Below are 24,963 nucleotides of genomic sequence, written 5' to 3'. Positions count from 1 at the left end.
GAATGGCGCTAACCCAATGGAGACAGCCAGCGAGGCCTCGTCGCACTCGGGCAGCTGGCTACCATGACCCTCCTTGCGAACAAAACAAGAAACACGGATCGTGAGGGTTCCGCCGTGACTGATTCGAACAACGCGCAAGCGCCATATCGACGTCTGCATTCAAAGTGGCGTTGGGGAGATTGATGCAATCAAGGAATGCCAAACGGCAACTCGATACGCTTGAGCAACGCTTCGAGCTCGATGAAACCTTCCTGTCATCCCCAAATACGGCCGCGCTGAAATCTGCAGTGATCCGTGCGACCGACCGTCGTACTGGCGATCCGGTGGTCCTTAAATACTGGGCAAAGACCGGAACCGTGGTCGACGCGGACTTCCGAGAGCTGTGGCGGCATGAAATGCGCCAGAGCGAGCGCGTGCGTGCTTTCCCGCGGGGGAATGAAGTCGTTGTCGAGGTTCTGGCCTCGGGAGAAAGTGACGATGCATTTTACATTGCCATGCCAAGCGACGTCGCTCCGCTGGAACACGCCTCCCGATTTGTGCGCCCCGATCATTGGCTCCGCAGCCTACACGGACCGCGTCAGCGCGTTCTCCTCTGGAAGAATTTGCGCCGTTTAGCGGAAGCTCTCGGTGCCGTTCACGGCCAGGGGTTGGTCCATGGCCGGATCGATGGCCGCGCCGTCTATTCTACTGGAGCCGCGACAACCCCGGATTTTCGCTTGGGCGGGTTCGAGTTTTGCCTGCGGGTCGCAGAACTCAACAAGGCTCCACTGCATGTCATCGCCAAGAGCCGTCCGGTCGGCTCGGTCATCTTTTCCTTCCTCGACGACTGGCGCGCGCTGGGCAAGGTCATCGCCCATCTCATCGGCCTTGATGCAAACAAGCTCGACGAAGAGGACATTCCGTTCATTGAAGGACGTGCGAAAATCGATTTGCGTGCCTCAGAAATTGACCTGATCCGGCTGCTATTTGAACCGGAACGCAATCGTATCCTCGATGCCGCAACGGTCACCAACCGAGTTGACGCTATTCTCAACGAGCTGGATGCGGAAGCATTCGCCGATAACGGCCGTTATGTATTGGCATTTCGACTCGGGCAGACAAGCCGTCTTTCTGCAATCCTGAACGAGGCCTCGGGCGACACGTTCGACACCGACGACGCCGAAAGCCAGCTCGACTTCATTCGCGCGGATCTGGAAACAGGGGCAAGTCTTACCCGTACAGCAAGGGGCGATCTCCTGCTGATGACCGAAAGCCTGGTCTATGATCTCCAGCCCCTGCGTGTCGCGGGGTCCGATGAAACCTGGAATGTCGCCTCCTGCAACAACGCCCGTTTCAGGGGCGACGTCCACCTGGGACGACGGGAAACAACCGACCTTCCCGCGCACCGGATCGAGATCATCCGTTTTGCTGCCGCGTCGCGGCGCTTGAATGAATTACGGTCGGATGCACTGGATTGGAGCGCGGCCTTTGACATGACGCCGGATGACGATCCGACGCTCACCGTTCGGCGCGGCCTTCTTCTTGCGCAGATTGCCGAAGCGCTCTTCAAGGCAGCCGAGATCGCGCCAGTGGAGTTGGTCAACCAGCGGCGTCAAGGAGACAAACGGATCGTTGAAATCGCGGCAAGCGAGTCCGAGCATCGGATACGGCTCTCGCAGGCGCTGGGCGTGGGCGAGCCGCACCAACTGATGCGGAGACTTTTCGACCGCGAAGAAGCCGATGTCGACGCGGAATGGCAACTCACCGAAGCTGCCGGGCTCGGCATGACAGTCCGGGCCGCAGCCAGCGTGCGTTTTATTCGTCCGATTCAAAAGAACAATCGGCGGCTTTACGAATTCGAGGTTCTGGACGGCGTCGTCCCGCCACAGGCACAGCTTCATTTACGCAAGGTCGACGAAACAGGGACGGAGCAGGTCCTCCGGCGACGACTTCGCATGCTGACGACGTTGTCCACCCAGTCCGAACTCGCCCTCATGCTGGCCGATCCGCGGGGACGACTGCGCACCTACCAGGACGACCCGCTTGTTGAGGATGATCATTTCGGCAAGCTTGACGAGTCCAAGCAGGAGGCGTTGCGCTCGATTTGGTCGACTGGTCCCGGTCAGTTCGTTGTCGGGCCGCCCGGGGTTGGCAAGACCAAACTGGTGACCGAGGTGGTGCGCAGAGCGCTGGAAGGGGACTCAACGATCCGGCTTCTACTTAGCGCGCAGGCGCATCAGGCCCTGGATCATCTCGCGGCGTCCGTTCAGCAAATGCTGAAGAAAACTGGGCTGGACGACGATGTCATCCTGGTCCGATCCAAGGCGGACAATGGCGCCGACCTTTCCGGCGCACAGACCCCAGACCGGGCAAAGGCCTATCTCAAAGAACTCAAGGACAGCTCGCTCTATCGCCGGGCACCGAGGGCCATACAGCAATCCCTGCGCGACATGACGACGGCTGCAGACGTGACCGGAAATCTGCGCGCAAGACTTTCCCTGACAACCCTGCGTCAGCGGCGTTCTTTCGAAGCGCTCGTGCTGCAATCGGCCAATGTTCTGTTCTCGACGACCAACTCCGGCGACCTGGAGCGCTTGATCGACGACGGCGCGCTGTTCGACTGGACGATCGTCGAGGAGGCCGCGAAGGCAACCGGATCGGAACTGCTCGCCCCTCAACTGCTATCGATGCGACGTCTTCTGATCGGAGATCATAACCAGTTGCCGCCGTTTGACACCGACCGGATCGCGGAATTCCTAGAAGACCAAACGCGAGTCAAGGATGCGCTGGCCGAAAGTGATCCACTCATAGGCAACATCTTTCGTGATTTCGGACTGGATGATCTCAAGGAAGCGATCGAAGATGATGGTGTCTTGAGCGAGATTTGTGCGTCGGCGCGCCGCATGTTGTTGCTGTTCGAGAGCCTGGTCACCAGCGAGCTCGACCGGCAGAAACGATCTGACCAGCGCCGGCGGCGTGTGGCGACCGAACTCCTGCAGCAGCACCGGATGCACCCTGCGATCGCCACCGTGATTTCCGAGTGTTTCTACGACGGAACGCTCGATACGCCGAAAGAACGCCAAGCAGAATTCGATACCGAGCAGCCACCATTCACGATCACGGACGCGCGCCTGCCCTCGTCGCCGATCGTTTTCATTGATCTCCCGTATGTGCAGCGTGAGGGCAACGCTGGCGAACAACGCCCCACCTATCACAATCCGGCGGAATTGCAGGCTGTACTGTCCGTCCTCGGAATGTTGAAAGCCGCTCCGAAAAAGCCGGAGGAACCGTCAACGCTAGCTGTTCTATCCCCATACAACGAGCAGGTCGAGCGTCTGGGCCGTGCGATCGAAGATGCGCTGCAAGGCAAACTCGCCAATATCGTGGATTTCAAGCGTGGGACGAATGCGCCGGGATTCGAAAGCACGGTCGACTCGTTCCAAGGCAGTGAGGCCGATGTAGTGGTTGCCTCGCTGGTGCGAAACAATGACCATGTCGGGCGACGAGCGCTTGGTATTTTGCGCGATCGGCGACGCATGAACGTGCTGTTGAGCCGAGCCAAATGGAAACTCATTATCGTTGGCAGCATGGACTTCCTGCGTGTCCAGGGCCGGCGATATCGTCGTCACAACACGGATAACCGCAGCGTGCCGGCATTCCTCGCGAAGATGTCGGAGGTGTTCGATCAGTTGGCGAAAGAGACGCTCCCCGATGGAACGACGCCGAAGTTCAAGTTGGTGCCGGCGGCTTCGCTCATGACGGACACAAAATCATGAGCGGCCAGAATGCGGTGCGTGTCGCTGTGCCAGTCAAGCTGGCGCGTCTGCGGGTCTGGGTCGACAAGGGACGCCATTGGAGCGGAGTCGATCGCCTGATCCTGTGGGCTTTGGCTGTTGAGCCCAGCACCGCCGGTGAATTGGCGAAGGTTGCACGGATTCCGGCCCGCCTGATCACGGAAATCATCCTGCGTATGATGCGGTTTGGTTGGGTCGAACTTGCCGCCGCCCCAAAGGGCGCCTCGTTCCGCACCACCGAGGCCGGTCGCGAGGTTGTTGAGACATTCGAGACCTTACCGCCCGTCACTCGACGGGTCGCGCGCAGAATATCGTTCGCGATGGAGCCTTTCGCTTGGCGAGCCTATGGTCTGCGCGATCTGAAACCATATCGCCCCTCGGAAATCGAGGCGATCGAGCGTGAGCATGACGTCCGTCGGCTCGTCATCGATGGCGGATGGGGTCGCTTGTCCAGCCTTGACCTCTACGCTGCCGCAGATCAGGTGCTGGCGGATGACGAGGAGCTTTCCAGCGTCGACTACAGCGCTTCCGACACGGTAGATCAATTCGCCTTGTTCACGGTGATTGGCAACAACATCAAAGGTCTGCCGCAAGATTCCGCTGAACAACTCGTTGCCGCGATACGTCAGGCAGCCAAGGACCGGAAGCCGGGCACGCCGATGACGATCAAGGCGCCGCGTCGGTCGGCGGCTTTCGAGATGGCCGGAAACAGCGTGCGTGCGGCCCCGATTCGACCCGACGATATTGTGCTCAGCGGACAAGATCATCGCGACCGTTTGATCGAGATTCTCCGCCAAGCCCGTTCCAGATTGATCATGCACTCGACGTTTCTACGCGAGAACGCATTCGTTGAGTTGCAGGAGGAATTTGGCAAAGCGGCAAAACGCGGTGTTCAGATTGACATTTTCTGGGGTGCGGACAGCAATGAGACCGATCGCAAAGCCAACCTCGAGGCGGCCATTGCGATCAATCACCGAGTCACAGCAGACCAGAATCTGCGGGGACGTGCGAGAGTTCATCTCTACACGACGCGCTCCCACGCCAAGCTCCTAATCGCGGACGCCACTGGCCGTGGCACCGGAGAGTTTGTCGCTGTAGTCGGATCGTGCAACTGGCTCTATAGCGGGTTCAATCGCGTGGAAACGTCGGCCGTCTTGCGACATCCCCACGCTGTGGCACGGGTCGCGCAGGAATTCGCCGAACTGATCTTTGACATAGCGACGAGCTCTGACGCAGCCTCCGACCTGACTTCGCTGGCCCGAACACTGCGCACCCATGCGGCTCCAGACGGTGAAGCGGAGTTACAGCTTGTCAGAGGAGATGAACACGCGGATCTCATGCGGCTGGCTCGCGAAGCGGCCACCAAATCGATTATGGTCGGCGGTGATCGTCTCGGATTGGCGGCAGAAGCCCGAACGATCATTCCCATGATGGCGGCCGCGAAGCGCTCGGTGCAGGGAATTCTCTGCTACTCGAAGCCCTCAGGACCAGTCACAAAGCAAGATGCCAAGGACTTAGCTGCACTTGCTGGCTCGGCTGGCGTCAGGCTTGTTCAAATTCAGGACCGTGAACTTCACGGCAAGTTTCTTCTTTGGGACGACGACCATCTCGTCATCACCAGCTTGAATTGGTCGTCGGCCGATACAAGCGCCGATGCTCCATTGGGCGAAATCGGCCTCTACATCAAGAGCCCTGGTCTTGCAGCGAACGTCCGGCGCCGGCTAACCGACGGGTGGCCGACTCTCGATGCCCCCACGAACGCGCCTCATCAGGAGCTGACGCTACCGAAACGCCGCAGACGACGACGTCGTGGCAGAGGTGCAAAGGGTGAGCACCAGAATGCCACAAAATGACTGACGAAGTCTGGGATGACGACGTTCGGTGCGCCTCGCCCAAAATTCGGTAGGAATACGAAGGCCGCGCCCGGTCGTTTCATGCTCGCGTTCAATGAATTGATGACCTTCTGACAGAGATCATCGAACAAGCTCCGGGTCGTCTTGGATATCATGGATCGCGTGTTTCTATGGACCTGTGTCGCCAACGGCGTAAAGTGCCTACCGAAGCTCACTGACCGCACCAGTTTCGCACCAGAAACGACGTGAACAAACCACGACGAACGCGATCAAACTCAAACGAAAATGCAGCAAAATCAACGAAGCTTATTGACGGTCTGCCGCTCATAACGGTCTGGTTGCAGGTTCGAGTCCTGCCGGGCCCACCAGCGAATCAATGGTTTCACTTCATAGCTGTTGGCCACAGCACCAGAAATGCTGCGCTTCCGGGCATCGAGTGATGCTTCGGCTATCCTCAAGCTACTTCGCTGGCTTCGATATGGCTACGATCTTCCTCGCGATCGTAGATTCGGCGGAATTTTCGCAAGAGGAGATCTGGCGGCAGGTTGCACTTCTGTGGGCGGAACGGCCACTCGATGGTTGCGAACCTGCAAGCGGAACGTGCAGATTGGCGATGTCCAATCCTTTTGGACTCGGCAAACCGGCCAGGACGCACGGCACCTGGACGCCCCTCGATACCGATGCCCCGCAGCCGCAAATTTGTGGATGGCGTAATTCCTACTCCAGCAACAGGCTGCTGAAGTCGTTGGCTTCGGGCATTTCGCCATGCGTTAGCTCTGATGCCATATTCGCGATACATCAGGCATTCCTACGGCGTCGTCCAGTTGCGAGCAGCACCAGCACGAAGGAAGCCGCCGTCATCAGCGTCGAGATCGCGGCAATGGTCGGATCGATCTCGTCGCGGAGCGCGGTGAACATGCGCTTGGTCAAGGGCTGATACTGGCCGCCAGAGATGAACAGCGCGACGATGGTCTCGTCCATCGCCGAGATGAAGGCGAAGATGCCGCCGGCGACCACGCTGGACTTGATCTGCGGCAAGGTCACCGCGAAGAAGCTGCGCAGGCGGTTCATGCCGAGGCTGCGCGCCACCATCTCCTGCGCGGGATCGAAGCTCTGCAGGCCGGCCAGCACGGAAATGATCACGTAGGGCAGGCCGAGCATCACATTGGCCAGCACGAGGCCCGGCAAGGTCGCGACCAGGCCGACCTTGGCATAGACGAAGAAGATGCCGACCGCGGTGATGATGATCGGCACCACCAGCGGCAGCAGCAGCGCCATGTGGATGACGCGCATGATCCGCAGCTTCGACTGGCTGATGGCATAGGCGGCGGAGACGCCGAGCGGTGTTGCGATCACGACGGTCAGCAGCGCGACCGTCAGCGTCACCCGCGTCGCCTGCATCCAGGCCGAATTGGCGAAATATTGCTGGTACCAGCGCAGCGAGAAGGACGGCGGCGGGAAGGTCAGGAAGCGCGCGCTGGAGAAGGAGATCGGGGCGATGATCAGCACCGGCAGGATCAGATAGACCAGCACCAGCGCGCTGACCACGTAGAGGGCAATCCGTGCGGGTGAGGCGCGCATCATTTCTGCCCCAATATGCGATCGAGTGAAATGAAGCGGCTGACGACGAAGAAGATCGCGAGCACGCTTAGGAGCAGCACCACGGCGACGGCGCTCGCAGCCCCGAACTGGTTGTAGAGCTCGACATTGCGGCTCACCAGCATCGACACCATCACGGTGCGGCCGCCGCCGAGCAGCTCCGGCGTGATGTAGAAGCCGAGGCAGAGCACGAACACCATGGTGCAGCCGGCGAGGACGCCCGGTAGCGACAGCGGCAGGAACACGCGGAAGAACGTCAGCGACGGACTCGCACCCAGGCTGGCGCCGGCCTGCATCAGATCGCCCGGGATCTTCTGCATGGTGGCGTAGAGCGGCAGCACCATGAACGGCAGCAGGATGTGAACCGTCGCAACCACCGTGCCGAACGTGTTGTGAACGAGCGCGAGCGGCTCGCTTGTCACCTCGAGGTAACGCAAAAGCTGGTTGATCACGCCGGTGCGCTGGAGCAGCGCCAGCCAGGCATAGGCGCGCACCAGCACGCTGGTCCAGAACGGCAGCACGACCAGCGACAGGATGAGGATGCTCCACCCTTTCGGCAGCGCGTTGGCGAGGTAGGCCACGGGATAGCCGAGCAGCAGCGCGATCACAGTGACCGCGAGGCTGATCTCGAAAGTCAGCGCAAAGCTGCGCCAGTAGATGTCTTCGGTGAAGACGCGGCGATAATTCTCCAGCGTGAAGCCGTCATGGTAGATCGACTGCCAGGCGAGCCAGCCGACCGGCAGCACGATCAGGAGAAGAATCACGAGCAGCGCCGGCGACGCCAATGCCAACATCAGCCCGTGCTCACGGCGCTGATGCTTTTGCGATGGATCTAGCACTGATGTCGACAACGCTGCCTCGCTTACTTCTGCATGAAGGATGCCCAACCCTTCTCGGCGGCTTCGCCCGCCGGCGAGGACCACCAAGCGTAGGACATCAGCGCCTGCTTGGCCGCGTTCGCGGGCTCGCTCGGTAATTGCGCGGCGCGCTCCGGCTTGATCACGCCGGTGTCGAACGCTTTTGGATTGCCCGGGCCGTAGTCGATGTTGAGCGGCAGATTGGCCTGGTTCACGGGATCGACGGCCTCGTTGAGGAACTTCACCGCCGTCTCGAGATTCGGCGCGCCCTTGAGGATGCAAAGCGAGGTGCTCTGCAGGATGCCCTGATTGTAGGTGAATGACACCTTCGCACCTTCCTTCGCGACCGCGCTGACGCGGCCGTTCCAGGCCATCTCCATGTCGACCTCGCCGTCGTTGAGCAACTGCGCCGACTGCGCACCCGAGGTCCACCACACCGTGATGTGCGGCTTAATCTCCTCCAGCTTCTTGAAGGCGCGGTCGACATCGAGCGGATAGAGCTTGTCGGGCGCGACGCCGTCGGCCATCAGCGCGGCCTCGAGCGTTGCGAACGGGTGGTTGCGCAGCGCGCGGCGGCCGGGAAATTTCTTGACGTTCCAGAAATCGGCCCAGCTATTCGGCGCATCCTTCGGGAACGTCTTCTGGCTGTAGGACAGCACGCTGGAATAGAACTCATAGGAGACCGAATAGGGACTGCGATAGGCCTCCGGCATCGCCGCGCCGTTTGGAATCTTCGAGAAGTCGAGCTTCTCGATCAGCCCCTGCTCGCCGCCGCGCAGGCAGTTGCCGGTCGGCGTGTCGACGACGTCCCAGATCGGCTTGCCGCTGCCGACCTGCGTCTTGATCGCGGGCCAGGCGTCGGGAATGGAATCCTGGTTGATGGTGATGCCGAGCTTCTTGGCGGCGGGATCGAGGATCGCCACCGTCTGCGCCTGCTGATAGGCGCCACCTTGCGAGACGAAGGTGATCTGCTCGGCGGCGTTGGCCGCGGTGCCGGCAAGCCCGATCGCACTGAGCGAAGCACCCAACAAAGCGTAGCCAAATCTGAAGTCGCGTTTCGTCGTCATCCTCGCCTCCTCTGTCACCAAACTAGATCTCACTGACCGATCGCATCGAGAAACTGGTACCAGCCGGCGACCATGCGCACGGCGGGCTCGCGTAGCGGATAGAACGGAATGGTCTTCAGCCGGCGCGCATCGAGCAGCCCGACATCGGGCGTCTCGCCGCGCACGAAGGCTGCGAGATAGCGGCCCATCAGGCTCGACATCGCAACGCCGGCGCCGTTGTAACCCATCGAGAACAGCGTGCGCTCGTCGAGCCGGCCGATATGCGGCACCGAGTCCAGCGTCATGCCGACGAGGCCCGACCATTTGTAGGCGAGCGGCACCTCGGCAAGATCCGGGAAGATCCCGACCATCGCCTTGCGCAAGGCGTCGAAGGCAGCTTGGGAGTCCTGCTTGCCGAACGCGCCGCGGCCGCCAAAAATCACGCGGTTGTCGACCATGCGGAACCAGCGCATCATGCGCTTGGTCTCGGTGTAGGTGCGCCCCGTCGGCATCAGGCGCCCGGCGAGGTTGCGCGGCAGTTGTCCGGTCGCAATGAGGGCGCTGCGGAACGGGATCAGCGTGCGCTGCATGTTCGCAGTCGCGCCGGTGAGGTCGGAATAACTGTTGGTCGCGATGATCGCCTGTTTTGCGCGTACTGCGCCTCGCGGCGTCTCCGCAATGATGCCGCCATTCTCACGCCTGAGCTTGACGACGGGCGAGTCCTGGAAAATGGGCACGCCGCGGCGCGCCACGCCATCGGCGAGGCCGCGCAGATAGTTCAGCGGATGAATTCCGCCGGAGCCGGGATTGAGCACGCCGCCGACGAAGATGTCGGAGCCGGTCTCGTCGCGCACTTCGCGCTTGTCGAGGATGCGGACCTCCGCATCGCCCATCTCGCGCTTCATCCAATTGGCTTCGTCGATCGCGGCCTTCAGCGTGGTCTCGTTGTGCGCGGCCTTGACCTGGCCGGTGCGGGTCAGCGCCGCGCTGGCGATGCCGAACTCGGACACCAGCTCCTCGACGATATCGGTCGATTCATGCGCGATCCCGTACATGCGCTGCGCCATGGCGCGGCCGTGCGCGGCGTCGATCTCGCGAAACGACAGCCGGAACTTTGCGGTGATCACGCCGCCATTGCGGCCGCTCGCGCCCCAGCCGGGGCGGTTGGCCTCCAGCACGACCGGCGACAAACCGCTCTTGGCGATGTGGTGCGCAGCAGACAGGCCGGTATAGCCCGCGCCGATAATCACCACATCCGCTTGGCTCTCGCCCGACAGCACGGGGAAGTCGCGCGCCGGCTGCGCCGTGGCTTCCCACAGCGAATTGGCCGATGGCAATGCGCTCCAGTCCCGTGTCACGCCGCCGCTCATGCCTTACGCCGCCGGCCCGATCGCCGCGTCGGCGAGCGCCTTCAAGGTCGGGAAATGGAAGTCCGGCTTGGTCAGCGTCTCCACGGCCGGCGTGCCGCCGAACCCGCCGATGCCCTGGCGGCGCTCGATCCAGCACACCTTGTAGCCGAGTTTCCGCGCGATCCCGATGTCGTGATACTGGCTCTGCGCGACGTGCAGGATATCGGACTGCTTGTAGCCGAAGGCCGACTGGCGACCCTTGTTGTAGGCGAAGAACTCCGGATTGGGTTTTGCCACGCCGGTGTCGTCGGCGCAGACGGTGTCGTCGAAGGGATCGCCGAGCGCGTGCGCGTAACAGGAGAGCGCGACGCGGTCGGCGTTGGTCATTGCGACCAGGCGGAACTTGGTGCGCAGGCGCTTGAGTGCTTCGACGGAATCGGAGAACGGCCCCCAGCGCAGCACGGCGAGCTGGAACACATCGCAGGACGCATCGTCAGCCGGCAGTCCGAGCTCCTTGGCGAGATAGCGATAGACGTGGAACATCACCTCGCTCGAGCGCTCATAGTGCTTGTCGCGGCCGCGCTTGTAGGACTCGAAGATCTTGTCGTCGCTGAGTTCGGCCGGCGACTTGCCCGAGATCCTGCGCACCGCCGAGAGCACGCCGGTCTCGAAATCGATCAAGGTACCGACGACATCGAAGGTGAGAACCTTGAAATTGCTGAACGAGGCTGCTGACGACATTTTGGCTTCTTCTCTCGGTTGAACAAGGCTTTGGTTCAGTCCCCCACCCTGGGCACGACGATGGTGTCCTCGGGGTGAAGGGTGACGGTGAGACTGCCGCCGAGCGGCGGGATGCGGCTATAGGCCTGGTGGTAGCTCGGTTGGCGGAGGCTGAGCGCGATGCCGCCTTCGAGCGCCAGGAAGATGCGCAGGCTCTCGCCCTGATAGACGATGTCGGTGACCGTGCCGCTCAGCCGGTTGCAGGCGGCATCCTGCGCGCCGTCGTCGATCAACAGTTTTTCGCTGTGCACGGCGAGCATCAGCGCGTCGCCGTTGGGAATGGCGCGGGCGCTGCGCAGCAGCGCGTTGCCGAGCGCGACGCTGGAGGCATCGACACGGCGCACCGGCAGCATCGTCGCTTCGCCTATGAAGCTCGCGACGAAGGAATCCGCGGGATGGTCGTGCAAGCGCGCGGGCTCGTCGATCTGGATCAGCCTGCCGTCCCGCATCACGGCGACACGGTCGCTCATGGTCAGCGCCTCGCGCTGGTCATGGGTGACATAGATGATGGTGGCACCGATGCGCCGATGCAGCGCGCGCAGCTCGATCTGCATGGATTCGCGAAGCTGCTTGTCGAGCGCGGAGAGCGGCTCGTCCATCAGGATCAGGCGCGGCTCGAAGATCATGGCGCGCGCCAGCGCCACGCGCTGGCGCTGGCCGCCGGAGAGCTGCGCGATGCCGCGCTCTTCATAGCAGGCAAGGCCGACCATCGCGAGCGCCGCGCGCACCTTGTCGGGCCAGCTCGCTTTCGGCAAGCGCCGCGCGCGCAGGGGAAAGGCGACGTTCTCGCCGACGCTCATATGCGGGAACAGCGCGTAGTTCTGGAAGACCACGCCGATGTCGCGCTGGTGCGGCGGCATCCAGGTGACGTCGCGGCCGCCGAACAGGATCGTTCCGCTCGAGGGCAGGATGAAGCCGCCCAGGATGCCGAGCAGCGTGGTCTTGCCGGAACCGGACGGGCCGAGCAGCGAGACGAACTCACCGGCGCCGACATTGAGAGACACGTCGTCGAGGGCGCGGACGGGGCCATACGCCTTGCTCGCGGACCTGATCTCGACGCTTTCCGCTCGTTTGTCCAACGATCGACCTCGCCTGTCCCTGCAACGGCGTGCCTCACTGCGCGCCATAAGCCTGCTTTATAGACAGGGATTCTGACCCTTTACGATTGAAGTGGTGCACCGCACCTAATCTTCTCTCGCAAGCCCTGTCTTTAGGCTGTCGTGCCAATGACACCAGACTTGGCAAAATCCGGCAATTGCCAAATTCTCACCGCGCTCATAACATGACGTTATGCCAGAGCTTCGCCGCATGCTGCCGTCTAGTAACGCCCTGTTCGTCTTCGACGCAGCCGCGCGCAACGGCAGCTTCACGGCCGCTGCCGCCGAACTGAACGTCACGCAGCCTGCGGTGAGCCGGATGCTCGGACAGTTCGAGGAGCATCTCGGCGTTCGCCTGTTCGACCGCAAGGCGGGACGCGCGGTGCTCACCGAGGAAGGCGAACTGCTCTATCGCCGCGTGCTCGAAGGCTTTCGCAGCATCGAGAGCGGTCTCGTCGAGATCGAGCGGCGGCGCAAGGGCACCGAGACGGTGACGCTGTCGGTCTCCTCCGCCTTCACCACGCATTGGCTGATGCCGCGGATCGACAAGCTCCAGAAGCAATTTCCCAAGGTCGATCTGCGCTTCCAGCTGATCTCCGGCGCGCTGCGCGGGCCGGTGGAGAACGTCGATCTCGGCATGCGCTTCCGCGACCGCGAGGAGCCGTCCTCCGGCGGCACGCTGATCATGAAGGAAGTCATGCTGCCGATGTGCAGCCCCGGCTATCTCGGCGAGACCGATCCCACTGAGGGCAACACCATCATCCGCCTCGCCGAGACGCCGGGCGACTGGGCTGCGGATTATGCATCGCTTCTCACGGGGCGCCGCGGCGCAGCCAAGGCGCTGAGCTTCACCGACTATGCCGTCGTGATGCAGGCCGCCCTGCTCGGCCAGGGCATCGCGCTCGGCTGGCTGACGGTGACTTCGCACTGGCTGCTGACCGGCGCGCTGGTGCCAGCCTCCGACCGGCTGACCACCACGCGCCGCGTCTGCGAATTCCTGCCGCCGCGCAACCGGCCGATGCGCCCGATCGCTGCTGAGATCCGGGATTGGATCATCGTACAGATGCGGGATGAGCTAGTGGCAATCGATCGGCAGTACCCACCACTTGGATTGATGGCTGCGTGCTACTGAACCGAAGGCAGGTTAGTGACGCCCCAACTTGCAAAATCTAGGCGAATGGCATGTCGATGAGCCGAAGTTGGATCGCCTTCGCTATCGCATGCGGCCTGTTCGACGCATTGAGGTGCACGATCGCGCGCTTCATGTGCGAACGTACCGTCTCGCAGGACAAGCCGAGGATCAGGGCGATGTCATCCGAGGTCTTCCCTTGTGCGGCAAGGGACAGGCACTCCTTCTCACGCGTGCTGAGCCATGCCTTGGTGTCGGCGGCCTGGTGCCACAACCATCTCCGCAGAGAAATGTTCTGAAATTGATGACACAAAGCGAAAAGCGCATTGACGATCGTCGGTGAAGAACCGGTCTCGTACCTGGTCGCGCTTTCCGAAATCGCACTGACGAACGCAAATGACCCGTTCGGCATGTGCATCGGAACGGTGATGCCGTAGTGCAGGTTCTTGTCGTTCAGGTGGTCCACGCACGCACGCTCGCCAGCGCTCAGGCGTTCGTGGGCCTGCACGTCGACCCACCTGACGGGCAAAGTCGTCGTGAAGCAGAACCGGTAGTAGGGGTCGCAAAGGTGGCTCCAGTGCCGATCCCATCGACTTGGAAAGGCTCGCGTCTTCACGATGGGTGACGCGAAGCTGCCGTCTTGCGCTCTCGGCGTGCTGGCCATGCCATAGGCGAAGGAGGAAAAACCCAGGCCCGACAGGGTTTGATGCAACGCATCCAGGGCGGACTCGAGATCACCCGCCCGTTCGAGGTCGGCCGCGAAGCTTCCCATCAGAGCTTCGCGGTCGGCGGTGGAAAATGCGTGAGCCGCTGGGAGAGACATTAAGGTCCATCTCTCATCATGGGCCATAATGGTCCTCCTGCGGCCCGCATGTGTCAAGCCACGCTAGGCGGCCAGTTTCGGTCGCCGATGCTGCCAGGGGTGCGTCGCGCCTTCGAACGCGGACGCAATGCGGAACACCCTCAGGTCGTCATAGGCTGGACCGACAATCTGCATCCCGGTGGGCACGCTTGTTTCAGCATCGAAACCGGTGGGCACGGACATCACGGGGAGCGTGCCGACCAGGTTAAAGGGATACGTCATGAACCAGCCGATAAACGGGTTCACCGACTTACCGTTGATGGTGAGCGGCTCTTCGCTGCTTCGCCCTGCGACGATCTTCGTCGTTGCCGTCGTCGGGCAGATCAGCGCGTCGTGGGTCTCGAAGATCTTCGTCATCGATGCGTACATCTTCTGCCGCACGGTATTGAGGTTGTAGAACTTCGTGACGTCGTGCTTCTTGCCCTCTTCAAGGATCTTGATGACATACGGGTCCACGTCGTTGCGGGACTTGGTCAGAAGACTGCCCGCCAGCGCGTAGAACACGCCTTGCCACCGGGTGTTCCACGTCTCTTCGATTTCCTTGGTCCAGCCGATGTCGACTTCATCGACCACGGCGCCGAGCGAACGCAGGACCGACACGGCATTGCGCGTGTTCTTCTCGACCTCGGGGTCGACCGCGAAATAGCTGAGGTCCATCGACAGCGCGATCCTCATGCCGGCGATGCCGTCGAAGGTCGGCGGGATGACCACCTTGTCCCGCAGGGACGACATGTCGGCCGGATGCTGGCCGGACGTGACGTTCTGCATCAGCCCACAATCAACGACGCTGCGGGCCAGTCCGCCATAATGGATCAGCCATTCATTCGGGTGCTCGCGGTCGTCGGGGTTGCGTCCCCATGGCGGCTTGTAGCCGAACACGCCGTTCATCGCGGCCGGGATGCGAATGGACCCGCCACCATCCGTGCCGTCCTGCAAGGTCGTGTAGCCGGCGGCCAGGGCCGCGCCGCCTCCGCCTGTCGAGCCGCCGGGGGTATAGGCTGGGTTCCACGGGTTGTGCGTGACGCCCCAAAGCAGGGATGCCGTCACACCTGAATGCGCGAACTCCGGTGTCGTCGTGCGGCAATGCATGATCGCCCCGGCGGCGAGAAGGCGCTCCACGGTCGGGGCGGATTGGTCCGGAACGAAATCCTTGTAGAGCCGCGAGCCGTAGGTGGTGATCTTGCCCTTGACGGAGTGATAGTCCTTGATGGAACACGTGATGCCTTCCAGCGGGCGGACCGGTTCGCCGCGCGCGTACTTGCCCTCCGCAATCCGTGCCTGTTCCAGCGCCTCGTCGAAATAGGTGTACGTCGTTGCCTTGAGCGTCGGCTCCCATGCTTCGACCTGTTTGATCTGCGCCCGCAACAGTTCGACCGGCGATAGCGTCTTGGCCTTGAATCTCGCGAGCGCCTCGCCGGCCGTCAGGTAGGCAATGCCGTCGACATCGACCTTTTCGGACGGCCCGGCGGCGGCCGAGCTCGACGCTGCTGGCAGGACCGCCCCCGCGACGCCTGCAAGGGCGATGCCCAGGAGACGGCGGCGCTCCAGGTTCGGCTCGCCTTCAGAATTCTCGTAGAGGGCTTGGCTCATGATGTCTCGTCTCCCGTTGGTGGAGCTGGTGAGCGACCGGACAGCTTGCGCCAATTCGACGCCGCGCGATTCCAAGTCGCAATTCCCCGAAAGGGTGAATCGAGATGAGAACGAGACGGAAATAGTGCTGCGTCGTCACAGAAAGCAACGAAGCTCCATTCAGCACCTCGGACGATCGCGACTAGTCGCGCGATGCGTGCCCAATGCACTGACCGCACCAGTTTCGCAACAGAAACGGCCTGAACGAAATGCAACGAACGCGGTCGGAATCCAACAAATCCGCAGGAAAATCAACGAACCCGACCATTATCCCGTCGCTCATAACGGTCTGGTTGCAGGTTCGAGTCCTGCCGGGCCCACCACGCTTCACCCTTCGGGCTACGCGTGGCGCAGCCATGCAAGGCCGAGGAGCGAAGCGTGTCCGGCGTAGCTGGAGCGCAGCGGAAGCGAAGACGGACTTCCGCCGCGAGCTTCGGCTTGGCAAGCCGGCGCCACACATCAAGAGCGAAGCGAATGAAGGCTGCCGCGCCGAAGCCCTGAGGGCGAAGGCGGGCGCGCTACGCCGCCTTGAACGTTCAAGACACCGCTCGAATAGAAGCTCTCTTGCTGCGATCGGAAGACGCCAGGCTCGTCGGCCGGCTGATCGGATCGCCCTACTCGGCAGCCATTGCCGTTCGCAACTCCGGTTTGTCCGTCGAACTCTCAGGGATCTCATCCGCCGTCGGCTTGATGCGGAACCAGGCGGCATAGAGCGCAGGCAGGAAGAGCAGGATCAACACCGTGCCGACTGCCGTGCCGCCGATCAGGGTATAGGCCATCGATCCCCAGAATACGGAGTGTGTGAGGGGGATGAACGCCAGCACGGCGGCAAGTGCGGTCAGGATCACGGGCCTCGTGCGTTGCACGGTGGCTTCGATGACGGCGTGGTAGTCGTCGAGGCCTGCCGCACGGTTCTCCTTGATCTGTTCGGTCAGGATCAGGGTATTGCGCATCAGGATCCCGGCCAGTCCGATCAGTCCCAGAATCGCGTTGAATCCGAAGGGCTGGTTGAAGATCAGCAACGCAGGCACGACGCCGACGAGACCAAGCGGTGCGGTCAGCATGACGAGGGCCATCATCGAGAAGGATCTGACCTGAAGCATGATGACGATCAGCGTTGCGGCGATCATGGCGGGAAAGACGGTCGCCAGCGCGTCATTGGCCTTCGTGGCCTCCTCGATCGAGCCGCCGGTCTCGATGCGATAGCCGGCCGGAAGCGATGCGATCAGCGGCTGAAGCGCTTTCACGATGTCCTTGGAGACCTCGGGAGGCTGGGTCGCCTCATTGATGTCCGACCGAATCGTGACGACCGGGGTGCGATCGCGGCGCTTCAGGATCGGCTCTTCGAGCTGGACTTCCGAATGGCCGATCTGGTCGAGCGGAATCAGACGGCCGTCCCGGCTCGTCAGCGAGAAGTCGGCCAACCGTGCCGGATCCAGCCGCTCGCCGCCGGCGCTGCGCGCCACGATCGGGACATTGCGAATGTCCTCGCGGACCTGCGTGACGGCGATGCCGGTCAGGAGGAACTGAAGCTGCCGCCCTACTTCCGCCGGCGAGAGGCCGATGAGGTTCAGCCGATCCTGATCTGGAATGAAGCGGAGCACGGGTGTGCGATTGCCCCAATCGCGATTGGCTTGTCGCACGTCGGGAACGCCACGCATGATTTCGACGGCTTTCTCAGAGAGCGCGTACAATTTTGCGGGATCGGGGCCCATCACCCGAAACTCCACCGGGAACGGCGTGTAGGGTCCGAAGACGAGCTGGGTGACGCGCACGCGCGCTTCCCGGGCAAGGCCGTGTGATACCGCCTCCCGGAGCCGCTGCTTCAAAGCCTCGCGCGCCTCGGCGTCAGGCGTCAGTACGACGAGCTTGGCAAAGGCCGGATCGGGGAGCTCCGGCGCCATCGCGAAGAAGAAGCGGGGCGCGCCCTGACCGACATAGCTGGTGACGATCTTCGCCTCGGGCTGATCATGCAGCCAGCGTTCGAGCTTTTCGACGGCAGCGGTCGTCGTCTCGATGCTGGTGCCTTCCGGCAGGCGAACCTCGACGAGAACCTCGGGGCGATCCGACGTCGGGAAAAACTGCTGCTTGACCGCGCCCATGCCGAGGCCGGACAGCGCGAAAGCGATCACGACGAAGCTGCAGGTCAGGAATTTGTGGCGCACGGCGAAGGTGATGAGCCGCCGCAAACGCCGGTAGTTCGGCGTGTCGTAGATCGCGTGGTGGCCGCCCTCGACGGGCTCGATCGCGGGCAGCATCTTGACGCCAAGATACGGCGTGAAAATCACCGCAACGATCCAGGAGACGATGAGAGCGAACCCGACGACCCAGAAGATGTTGCCGGCATATTCGCCGGCCGTCGAGCGCGCGAAACCCACCGGCAGGAATCCCGCGATCGTCACCAGCGTGCCCGAGAGCATCGGCGCCGCAGTGTGGCTCCATGCGTAGGCCGCCGCACTGAGGCGGTCCATCCCCTCTTCCATTTTCACCACCATCACCTCGATGGCGATGATGGCGTCGTCCACGAGCAGGCCGAGCGCGAGGATGAGAGCGCCGAGCGTGATGCGGTCGAAGAACCGGCCGGATTCGAGCATGATGAGGAACACGACGGCGAGCGTCAGAGGGACTGCGGCGGCCACGACGATTCCCACGCGCCAGCCCAGGCTGAGCAGGCTGACCAGCAGCACCACAGCGAGCGCCATTGCGAATTTGATCATGAACTCGTCGACCGCGGAGGTGATGTTCACGGCCTGATCGGTCACCTTGTCGAGCGTCATCCCGAGCGGCAGCGTCCTCGCCATGGCCGCGGATCTCTCTTCCAACGCCTTGCCGAGCGCCAGACCGTTCCAGCCCTCCTGCATCACTGCCGCGAGCATGATCGTGGGCTCGCCCTGGTGCCGGATGATGTAGGTGGGAGGATCCTCGTAGCCGCGACGGACCTCGGCGATATCGGACAGCTTCAAGGTTCGTCCCGCAGCAACGATCGGCGTGTCGGCAATCGCCTGCACGCTGTCATAACCGCCGTCGACCCGGATGAAGACCTGCGGCCCGCTCGTGTCGATCGACCCTGCCGGGGTCACCGTATTCTGCCGCTGCAAGGCGGCAACGATATCCTGTGCCGACACGCCGAGCGTTGCCAGCTTGGGATAGGAGAACTCCACGAAGATCTGCTCGGGACGTTCGCCGAAAATATTGATCTTCTTGACGCCGGGCACATGCAGCAGGTCCTGGCGGATCACCTCCGCCTTCCTGGCGAGCTCACGCATCGGCATGCCCTTCGCCTTGAGGGCATAGAGTGCGAAGCTCACGTCCGAATATTCGTCGTTGACGAAGGGGCCGAGCACGCCGGTCGGCAGCTTGCGCGCTTCATCTCCGAGTTTCTTGCGCGCCTGATAAAACTCTTCCTGCACGCTCGATGGCGGCGTGCTGTCCTTCAGCGTCACCGTCATGTAGGCATAACCCGGCCGCGTGGTCGTCTCCACCCGGTCGTACCAGGTCAGCTCCTGAATCCGCTTCTCCAGGGGTTCGGCGACCTGATCCTGCATCTCGCGTGCCGTCGCACCCGGCCATACCGTCGTGACCGTCAGGGTCTTGATGGTGAAGGACGGGTCCTCGGCCCGTCCGAGCATGAAGAAGGCGTAGGCGCCTGCGGCCGCCAGCAGGATGATGAAGAACAGGCTCACGGCCCGCTCGCGAACGGCGACCGCGGAGAGATTGAAGCTCATGATTTGCTCCCGCCGTCAGTGACGGTCCTGACGCGGGCGCCCTCGTGCAGGAGGTGAGCGCCGAGGGACACAATCGGATCACTGGAGCTCGATCCAGAGATGACGGCCGCTTCGCTGGTCACACGCAGAAGCTTGATGGGGCGAAAGTGTACGGTCGAGCTGGCGCTGTCGAACACCCAGACGCCGGTGGTCCTGCCATCATCGAGCACGGCGCCCAGCGGCACCTGGACTTCCGACTGACTGTCCTGACTTGCGAGCCGAATGGTGACTGTCGCGCCAAGCGGTGCTGCTGCCGCCTCGCCGCCGAGCACGTAGCGGGCCTCGTAAGTCCGGGTCTGCGCGTCGGCAGAGTTCGACAATTGGCGCAGATGCGCCGCGTAACGGCGTCCATCGCTGCCATACAGGCTGGCCTCGGCGAGCGAGCCGATCGCCGGCCGGATCGTTTCGGGAAGCGCCACCACGGCTTCGCGAGGCCCGGACTGCGCAAGCCGAACGACCGTCTGGCCGGCCGAGACCACCTGGCCGGGCTCGCCAAGCGTTTGGGTGACCGTGCCGTCCGCGTCTGCCACCAGCACGGAATAGGTCGCCTGGTTCTCGGCGACCCCTGCCTCGGCTTCGGCCGCGGCGAGCTGCGCCTTGGCCGTATCCGAGGCGGCCTTCGCCTGCTCGTAGCGCTGTTTGGACGTCCATCCGTCGTTGACCAGATTGGCGTATCGACGCTCATCCGCATCGGTCTGCACGACGGCTGCGCGCGCTGCGGCGACAGCGTTGCGCTTCGCCGCAAGCGCAAGGCGGAGGTCGGTCTCGTCGATCCGCATCAGCGGCTGCCCGGCCTTGACCTGCTCACCGACATTCACCAGCCGCTCGACGATCTTGCCGGCAACGCGAAAGCCGAGATTGCTCTCCACCCGCGCGCCGATGGTGCCCGTGAACCCACGGTCGGATCCGCTCACCCGCGTGGCCATCGCCAGGCTGACCATCGGCGGCTCCTGTCTTGGGTCGCTAACGGCAGAGGCGTTGGGGGCGAAAATGCCAAGACTGACGAACGTGGCCACCCCCGCCGGGATCAAAATACCGGCCAAAACGGCAACACCCCTTTTCATGACGGTCTCCTCTAGGATTTAGATTTCGATCGAAATCTATATTGACTTAGAGCTCAATCGCAATCTAAATTCGCCTCCTGACGGAAACGTGATCTCAGGAAGCCACGGCGCCGTTCGAGGGTAACTTGATAGATGTCGTTCGAAATCTATGTTAAGCATAGATTTCGACTGAAATCCAAATGGAGGAGCACGATGCGCGTCAGTCGCGTTCAAGCCGCGGAGAACCGCCAAACCGTGATCAATGTGGCGAGTCGCCTCTTCAGGGAGCGCGGCTTCGACGGAATTGGGCTCAAGGATCTGATGGAGGGGGCCGGGCTCACCCAGGGCGCCTTCTACAAGCAGTTCGCGTCCAAGGAGGACTTGGCTGTCGAGGCGTCCAAGCGAGCGTTGGAGAGCGCTTCCGGCCGATGGTCGGACGCGGCCGCGCGCAATCCTGACGATCCGCTCAGCGCGGTGATCGGATTCTATCTCAGCGCAGATCATCGCGAAGAGAGAATGGAGGGCTGTCCGATCGTGGCCCTCGGCTCGGATGCCGCCCGGCAGGGTCCCGACGTCAAGGCCGAGTTCGAAGCGGGCATCAAGGCCCATCTCGACGTGCTCGGCCGCTTCATCGCCAAGGACGGCGGCAAGGGGTCGAGAGACAAGGCCATGGCCATTCTCGCGACGATGGTGGGCGCAGTGACGCTGGCGCGCGCGGTCAACGACACAGACCTCGCACGGGCCCTTCTGGATGCCGCGGCCGCGCTGGTCCGTGAAGCCGCCACCGCTTGAACGACGACCCCCGCGAAACATGGAGAGATCGGATGCTTGACGTGAGCGAAGCCGGGCCGAGTTTGCTCAAATTATCGGAGAAGCTCAGTGTGCGTTTTCACAAGACCGGCAGCGGGCCTCCGCTGCTCCTCCTGCATACGATCCGGACGCAGCTCGAGTATTTCCGCAGTCTTGCGCCTCTCCTCGCCCGATCGCACACGGTGTACGCCATCGATCTGCCCGGCCACGGACACTCACCGATCGATCCGGACGCAAGCTTCAACGAGCCCTATTTCAGGCAGGCGGTCATACGCTTCATCGAGGCGCTGGACCTCTCGGATGTAACGCTCGTCGGCGAGTCGATCGGAGGTGCATTGGCTCTCACGGTGGCGGCCTCCCTCCCACACCGCGTGAAGCGGGTCTATGCAATCAACCCCTATGACTACGAAACCCGCTACGGGGACGGAATTCGACGTGGCAACTGGCTCGCGAACTTCATCATCGGAAGTCTGCAGATCCCGGTGCTCGGCGCGATCAACGCGTCGCTCGAAAACAAGATCGTTCTCGGCAAGATCATGGGCGGCGGATATCACGACCCGCGCAAGCTGCCGGCCGATCTGCTCGCCGAGTTCGACAAGGTGGCCCACCGCCCAGGCTACAAGCGGGCCGCACGCAAGGTGTTGGCGGGATGGCGATCCTGGAGCCAGGCCCGCGACTACTATCGGCAGATCTCGGCGCCGGTGACGCTCATCTATGGCGACAGCGATTGGTCCCGGCCCGACGAGCGCGAGCGCACACGGTCTCTCATTCCCAACGCGCAGGTGGTGACGCTCAGGAATACCGGCCACTTCTCGGCTGTCGAGAATCCGTCGGAGCTGGCTCGCGCGATATTGGGCGCGGAATGAGCGCATGATCAAGCAGGGCATGCTCCTCCAACAGAAGGAGGCGAAGCGCGACCGATATGCTATCCTCGCGGCGAGGCCACCAACGGAGACAACCCATGCCCACCAGCGTCAAGCAAATGCTCGAAGCCGCCAATGCGGCGGTCCCCAAGATCACATCGGAACAGGCCACTGACATGATCAAGAACGGCAACACGCTGGTCGTCGACGTTCGCGATGCGCCGGAGGTTGCGGCCAGCGGCAAGATCGCGGGCGCCGTGCATGTCTCGCGCGGGATGCTGGAGTTTCGCGCGGATCCGGAGTCGCCCTATCACGACAAGGCGTTCGACAAGAGCAAGTCCGTCATTCTCTACTGCGCGTCCGGCGGCCGGTCGGCGCTGGCGGGCAAGGTGCTGAAGGATATGGGCTACGAGAAGGTCTATAACGTCGGCGGCTTCAAGGACTGGTCGGGAGCGGTGGAGAAATAGAACACGCGGGCCGGCCGCCTGCCGGGCCTGGTTGCCGCCGAACGTCATCACCGGCGCTCGGCGCGCGCCGCCCTAATCAATCGACGTCATCTGCCGCCGGCGCAGCTCGGACGGGCTGTGGCCGAACTTCCTGCGAAACACCGTGCTGAAATGCGATGAGCTGCTGAAGCCCAGGCGATAGGCGATCTCGGTCACCGACAACGCGCGCAACTCCGGGCGCATCAGCGCGTCGTGGCAACGTTGCAGGCGGCGGTTCAGGATCCATTCGGACACCGACATCTCAGTCGATCGAAACAGGTAGTGCAGATGGCGGAGCGAGACGCCGTTGCTCCTGGCGATCTTCTCCAGCGACAGATCCGGATCGGTCAGGTGCTCCTCGATCCAGGCCTTGACCGAGCGCAGGCGCGCGTTCCGCGCTGTCGCGTCCTCCGAGAATTCGTCCTTGTCGCCCATGTCCAGCGCGAGCGCCAGAACGTCCATCAGCTCATGACCGAGCCGGCCTCGCGCCGTCTCCTCCAGGCTTGATGCCTCCGAGGCGAGCAGCGCGCAGAATTCGGCAGCGATCCGGCCCAGACCCCGCCCGGTCGCGATCGTCGCCGCCGACGGCATCTTTCCTTCGGCGAAGCGCGACGAAAACTCCTTGCGCGGGATCTCCAGATACAACGACCGGAATCGATCCGAGCACTCCAGATCGTAGGCGTCGGAGGCTGAAAAGATCGCACCAGTGCCCGGGCTGGTCACCAGGGTCTGGCCGGCCTGGAGCACGTCCATGCTGCCCTGCTGCAGAAACTGGACGTAGTAACAATCCTTGTCGAGCTTTGCGATGTGCCGGTCGCGCCGCGATATGCGCTGCTCCGACAGGAAGACGTCGCTCATCGTAACAGGGCCAAATTGCGCCTCGCGGATAAAGCCCTGATAGTCGGCCGGCTTCACCGCGTTCACGTCGACATGGACGTAGTGGTCGCAGATCGCATCTTGCCAGGCCGCGAAGCGCTTGGCGGGGTCTAGCTCCTCGGTCGTAAACACGAGATCCATCGGCGGCCCGTTACGTCGAGATATATCTGTGCAGCGCACAAAAACTGCCGGCCGATCTTAGGTTCCTGTCAGCTTCGCGCAAGACTCTTTGCGCGCCAACGCAAAAGGTTTGCGCGTTGACGCAAGCCACCCTGAGGTCTCTCGCCTATCAAGCGCAAAACGAAATTTGGGACGGGGGGAGGCAAGCGCGCGCGGAGACGGCGATCCCGCACGCGCGATGCCGATCCCAGGGAAGGCAAGCGATGAAGCGCGTTCGGATCAGCCAACAGGAGATCGTGTTTGCGGTCTTCGCGGCACTCTTCCTGACCTTCTCGGTCTTCCTAAGCGGCTTTCTCTCCGCCGACAACATGCTGACATTGCTGCAGAACGTGGCGGTGCTCGGCATCCTTGGCCTCGCCATGGCGATCGTCGTGATCGGCCGCGGCATCGACCTGTCGCTGATCGCGGCACTCGCGGTCCCCGGCGGCCTCGTGCTGCAGATGGTGCAGAATGGGCATTCGCTGCCTGCCTCGCTGCTCGCCGCCGGCCTGCTGTCGATCGCGATCGGTCTCGTCAACGGCTGGCTCATCGCCTATGCGGAAGTGCCGCCCTTGTTCGCGACGCTGGCGACCGGCCTGTTCGTCGCCGGTCTCGGCCAGGCCGCCCTCTTCCAGCTCGACGTCGTGCAATGGAGCGAGGGCATGGCCGGGTTCGAGCGGCTCGGCCAGGGCAGCATCCTCGGCATCCCCACCTCGATCGTCATGTTCGCGATCGCCTGCGTCGTGGTTTTCATCCTGCTGCGCAAGACGCGCTGGGGCGCCTACATCCACGCGATCGGCGACAACCCGTTCGCCTCGCGCGTGACCGGCATCCCGTCGCGGCCCATCATCGTGCTGCAATATGTCCTCGCGGCGCTGATCGGCTGCTTTGCCGGCCTCGTGCTGGCGGCGTCCGTCAACTCCATGCCGACCCGAATCTTCAATTCGACGCTGATCTACGACGTCATCCTCGTCGTCGTGATCGGCGAC

General features: G+C 62.7%; 18 protein-coding genes. 7 read left to right on the top strand and 11 right to left on the bottom strand.

All coding sequences use genetic code 11. From position 1 onward, the window contains the following. Positions 1 to 182 precede the first annotated feature (182 nt). Together CV770_RS10390 and CV770_RS10385 are read left to right on the top strand one after the other, a co-directional pair. Positions 183 to 3,755: an AAA domain-containing protein gene (locus CV770_RS10390; RefSeq protein WP_104462249.1), complete on the top strand. Its 3,573-nt coding sequence runs from the start codon at positions 183 to 185 to the stop codon at positions 3,753 to 3,755. Continuing rightward, positions 3,752 to 5,626: a phospholipase D-like domain-containing protein gene (locus CV770_RS10385; RefSeq protein ID WP_104462248.1), complete on the top strand. Its 1,875-nt coding sequence runs from the start codon at positions 3,752 to 3,754 to the stop codon at positions 5,624 to 5,626. Before CV770_RS10390 ends, CV770_RS10385 begins: the two co-directional genes overlap by 4 nt. A gap of 798 nt (positions 5,627 to 6,424) precedes the next feature. Here CV770_RS10385 and CV770_RS10380 read toward each other — a convergent pair. The 6 genes from CV770_RS10380 to CV770_RS10355 form a co-directional block, all read right to left on the bottom strand. Beyond that, complete coding sequence (locus CV770_RS10380; protein WP_104462247.1) at positions 6,425 to 7,210, bottom strand: ABC transporter permease; 786 nt, start codon at positions 7,208 to 7,210, stop codon at positions 6,425 to 6,427. Next, positions 7,207 to 8,019, bottom strand: coding sequence for an ABC transporter permease (locus CV770_RS10375; RefSeq protein WP_165637281.1), 813 nt, complete (start codon positions 8,017 to 8,019; stop codon positions 7,207 to 7,209). Before CV770_RS10375 ends, CV770_RS10380 begins: the two co-directional genes overlap by 4 nt. Positions 8,020 to 8,087: 68 nt before the next feature. After that, on the bottom strand, positions 8,088 to 9,149 hold the full coding sequence (locus CV770_RS10370; protein WP_104462245.1) for an ABC transporter substrate-binding protein: 1,062 nt from the start codon (positions 9,147 to 9,149) through the stop codon (positions 8,088 to 8,090). A 29-nt stretch (positions 9,150 to 9,178) separates the two neighbouring features. Beyond that, positions 9,179 to 10,498 carry an NAD(P)/FAD-dependent oxidoreductase gene (locus tag CV770_RS10365; RefSeq protein ID WP_091956273.1) on the bottom strand — a complete coding sequence of 440 codons (1,320 nt, stop codon included), beginning with the start codon at positions 10,496 to 10,498 and terminating at the stop codon, positions 9,179 to 9,181. Positions 10,499 to 10,501: 3 nt separating this feature from the next. Next, entirely contained in the window at positions 10,502 to 11,218 is a 717-nt protein-coding gene (locus tag CV770_RS10360) for an HAD family hydrolase (protein ID WP_091956274.1), read from the bottom strand. Between the two features lie 35 nt (positions 11,219 to 11,253). Beyond that, a complete protein-coding gene (locus CV770_RS10355) occupies positions 11,254 to 12,336 on the bottom strand; it encodes an ABC transporter ATP-binding protein (RefSeq protein ID WP_201759785.1) in 1,083 nt (360 codons plus the stop codon). 211 nt (positions 12,337 to 12,547) lie between these two features. Between CV770_RS10355 and CV770_RS10350 the strand changes: the two genes are divergently transcribed. Continuing rightward, a complete protein-coding gene (locus tag CV770_RS10350; protein ID WP_091956276.1) occupies positions 12,548 to 13,486 on the top strand; it encodes a LysR family transcriptional regulator in 939 nt (312 codons plus the stop codon). Positions 13,487 to 13,523: 37 nt separating this feature from the next. Here CV770_RS10350 and CV770_RS10345 read toward each other — a convergent pair whose 3' ends face one another. From CV770_RS10345 to CV770_RS10330, 4 genes are all read right to left on the bottom strand, one after another. Continuing rightward, positions 13,524 to 14,333, bottom strand: coding sequence for a helix-turn-helix transcriptional regulator (locus CV770_RS10345; RefSeq protein ID WP_104462243.1), 810 nt, complete (start codon positions 14,331 to 14,333; stop codon positions 13,524 to 13,526). A gap of 36 nt (positions 14,334 to 14,369) precedes the next feature. Continuing rightward, the gene (locus tag CV770_RS10340) at positions 14,370 to 15,935 is read right to left on the bottom strand and encodes an amidase (RefSeq protein WP_146101265.1); all 1,566 of its coding nucleotides are present in this window, start codon (positions 15,933 to 15,935) and stop codon (positions 14,370 to 14,372) included. Between the two features lie 653 nt (positions 15,936 to 16,588). After that, positions 16,589 to 19,699: an efflux RND transporter permease subunit gene (locus tag CV770_RS10335; RefSeq protein WP_104462241.1), complete on the bottom strand. Its 3,111-nt coding sequence runs from the start codon at positions 19,697 to 19,699 to the stop codon at positions 16,589 to 16,591. Next, positions 19,696 to 20,802: an efflux RND transporter periplasmic adaptor subunit gene (locus CV770_RS10330; RefSeq protein WP_104462240.1), complete on the bottom strand. Its 1,107-nt coding sequence runs from the start codon at positions 20,800 to 20,802 to the stop codon at positions 19,696 to 19,698. Before CV770_RS10330 ends, CV770_RS10335 begins: the two co-directional genes overlap by 4 nt. A gap of 192 nt (positions 20,803 to 20,994) precedes the next feature. Here CV770_RS10330 and CV770_RS10325 point away from each other — a divergent pair, with 192 nt between their 5' ends. The 3 genes from CV770_RS10325 (at position 20,995) to CV770_RS10315 (ending at position 22,921) form a co-directional block, all read left to right on the top strand. After that, entirely contained in the window at positions 20,995 to 21,573 is a 579-nt protein-coding gene (locus CV770_RS10325; RefSeq protein ID WP_091956281.1) for a TetR/AcrR family transcriptional regulator, read from the top strand. Between the two features lie 32 nt (positions 21,574 to 21,605). Continuing rightward, a complete protein-coding gene (locus tag CV770_RS10320; RefSeq protein WP_091956282.1) occupies positions 21,606 to 22,457 on the top strand; it encodes an alpha/beta fold hydrolase in 852 nt (283 codons plus the stop codon). 95 nt (positions 22,458 to 22,552) lie between these two features. Further along, a complete protein-coding gene (locus CV770_RS10315; RefSeq protein WP_091956283.1) occupies positions 22,553 to 22,921 on the top strand; it encodes a rhodanese-like domain-containing protein in 369 nt (122 codons plus the stop codon). Positions 22,922 to 22,993: 72 nt separating this feature from the next. Here CV770_RS10315 and CV770_RS10310 read toward each other — a convergent pair whose 3' ends face one another. After that, on the bottom strand, positions 22,994 to 23,956 hold the full coding sequence (locus tag CV770_RS10310) for a helix-turn-helix domain-containing protein (RefSeq protein WP_091956284.1): 963 nt from the start codon (positions 23,954 to 23,956) through the stop codon (positions 22,994 to 22,996). 242 nt (positions 23,957 to 24,198) lie between these two features. Between CV770_RS10310 and CV770_RS10305 the strand changes: the two genes are divergently transcribed. Further along, positions 24,199 to 24,963: ABC transporter permease (locus tag CV770_RS10305; protein WP_104462239.1), on the top strand; the 765-nt coding region annotated here is incomplete at its 3' end.

The organism is Bradyrhizobium sp. AC87j1, assembly GCF_002936975.1.
In the GTDB taxonomy this organism is placed as follows: domain Bacteria; phylum Pseudomonadota; class Alphaproteobacteria; order Rhizobiales; family Xanthobacteraceae; genus Bradyrhizobium; species Bradyrhizobium shewense.
This window is presented reverse-complemented; position numbering and strand designations above follow the sequence as displayed.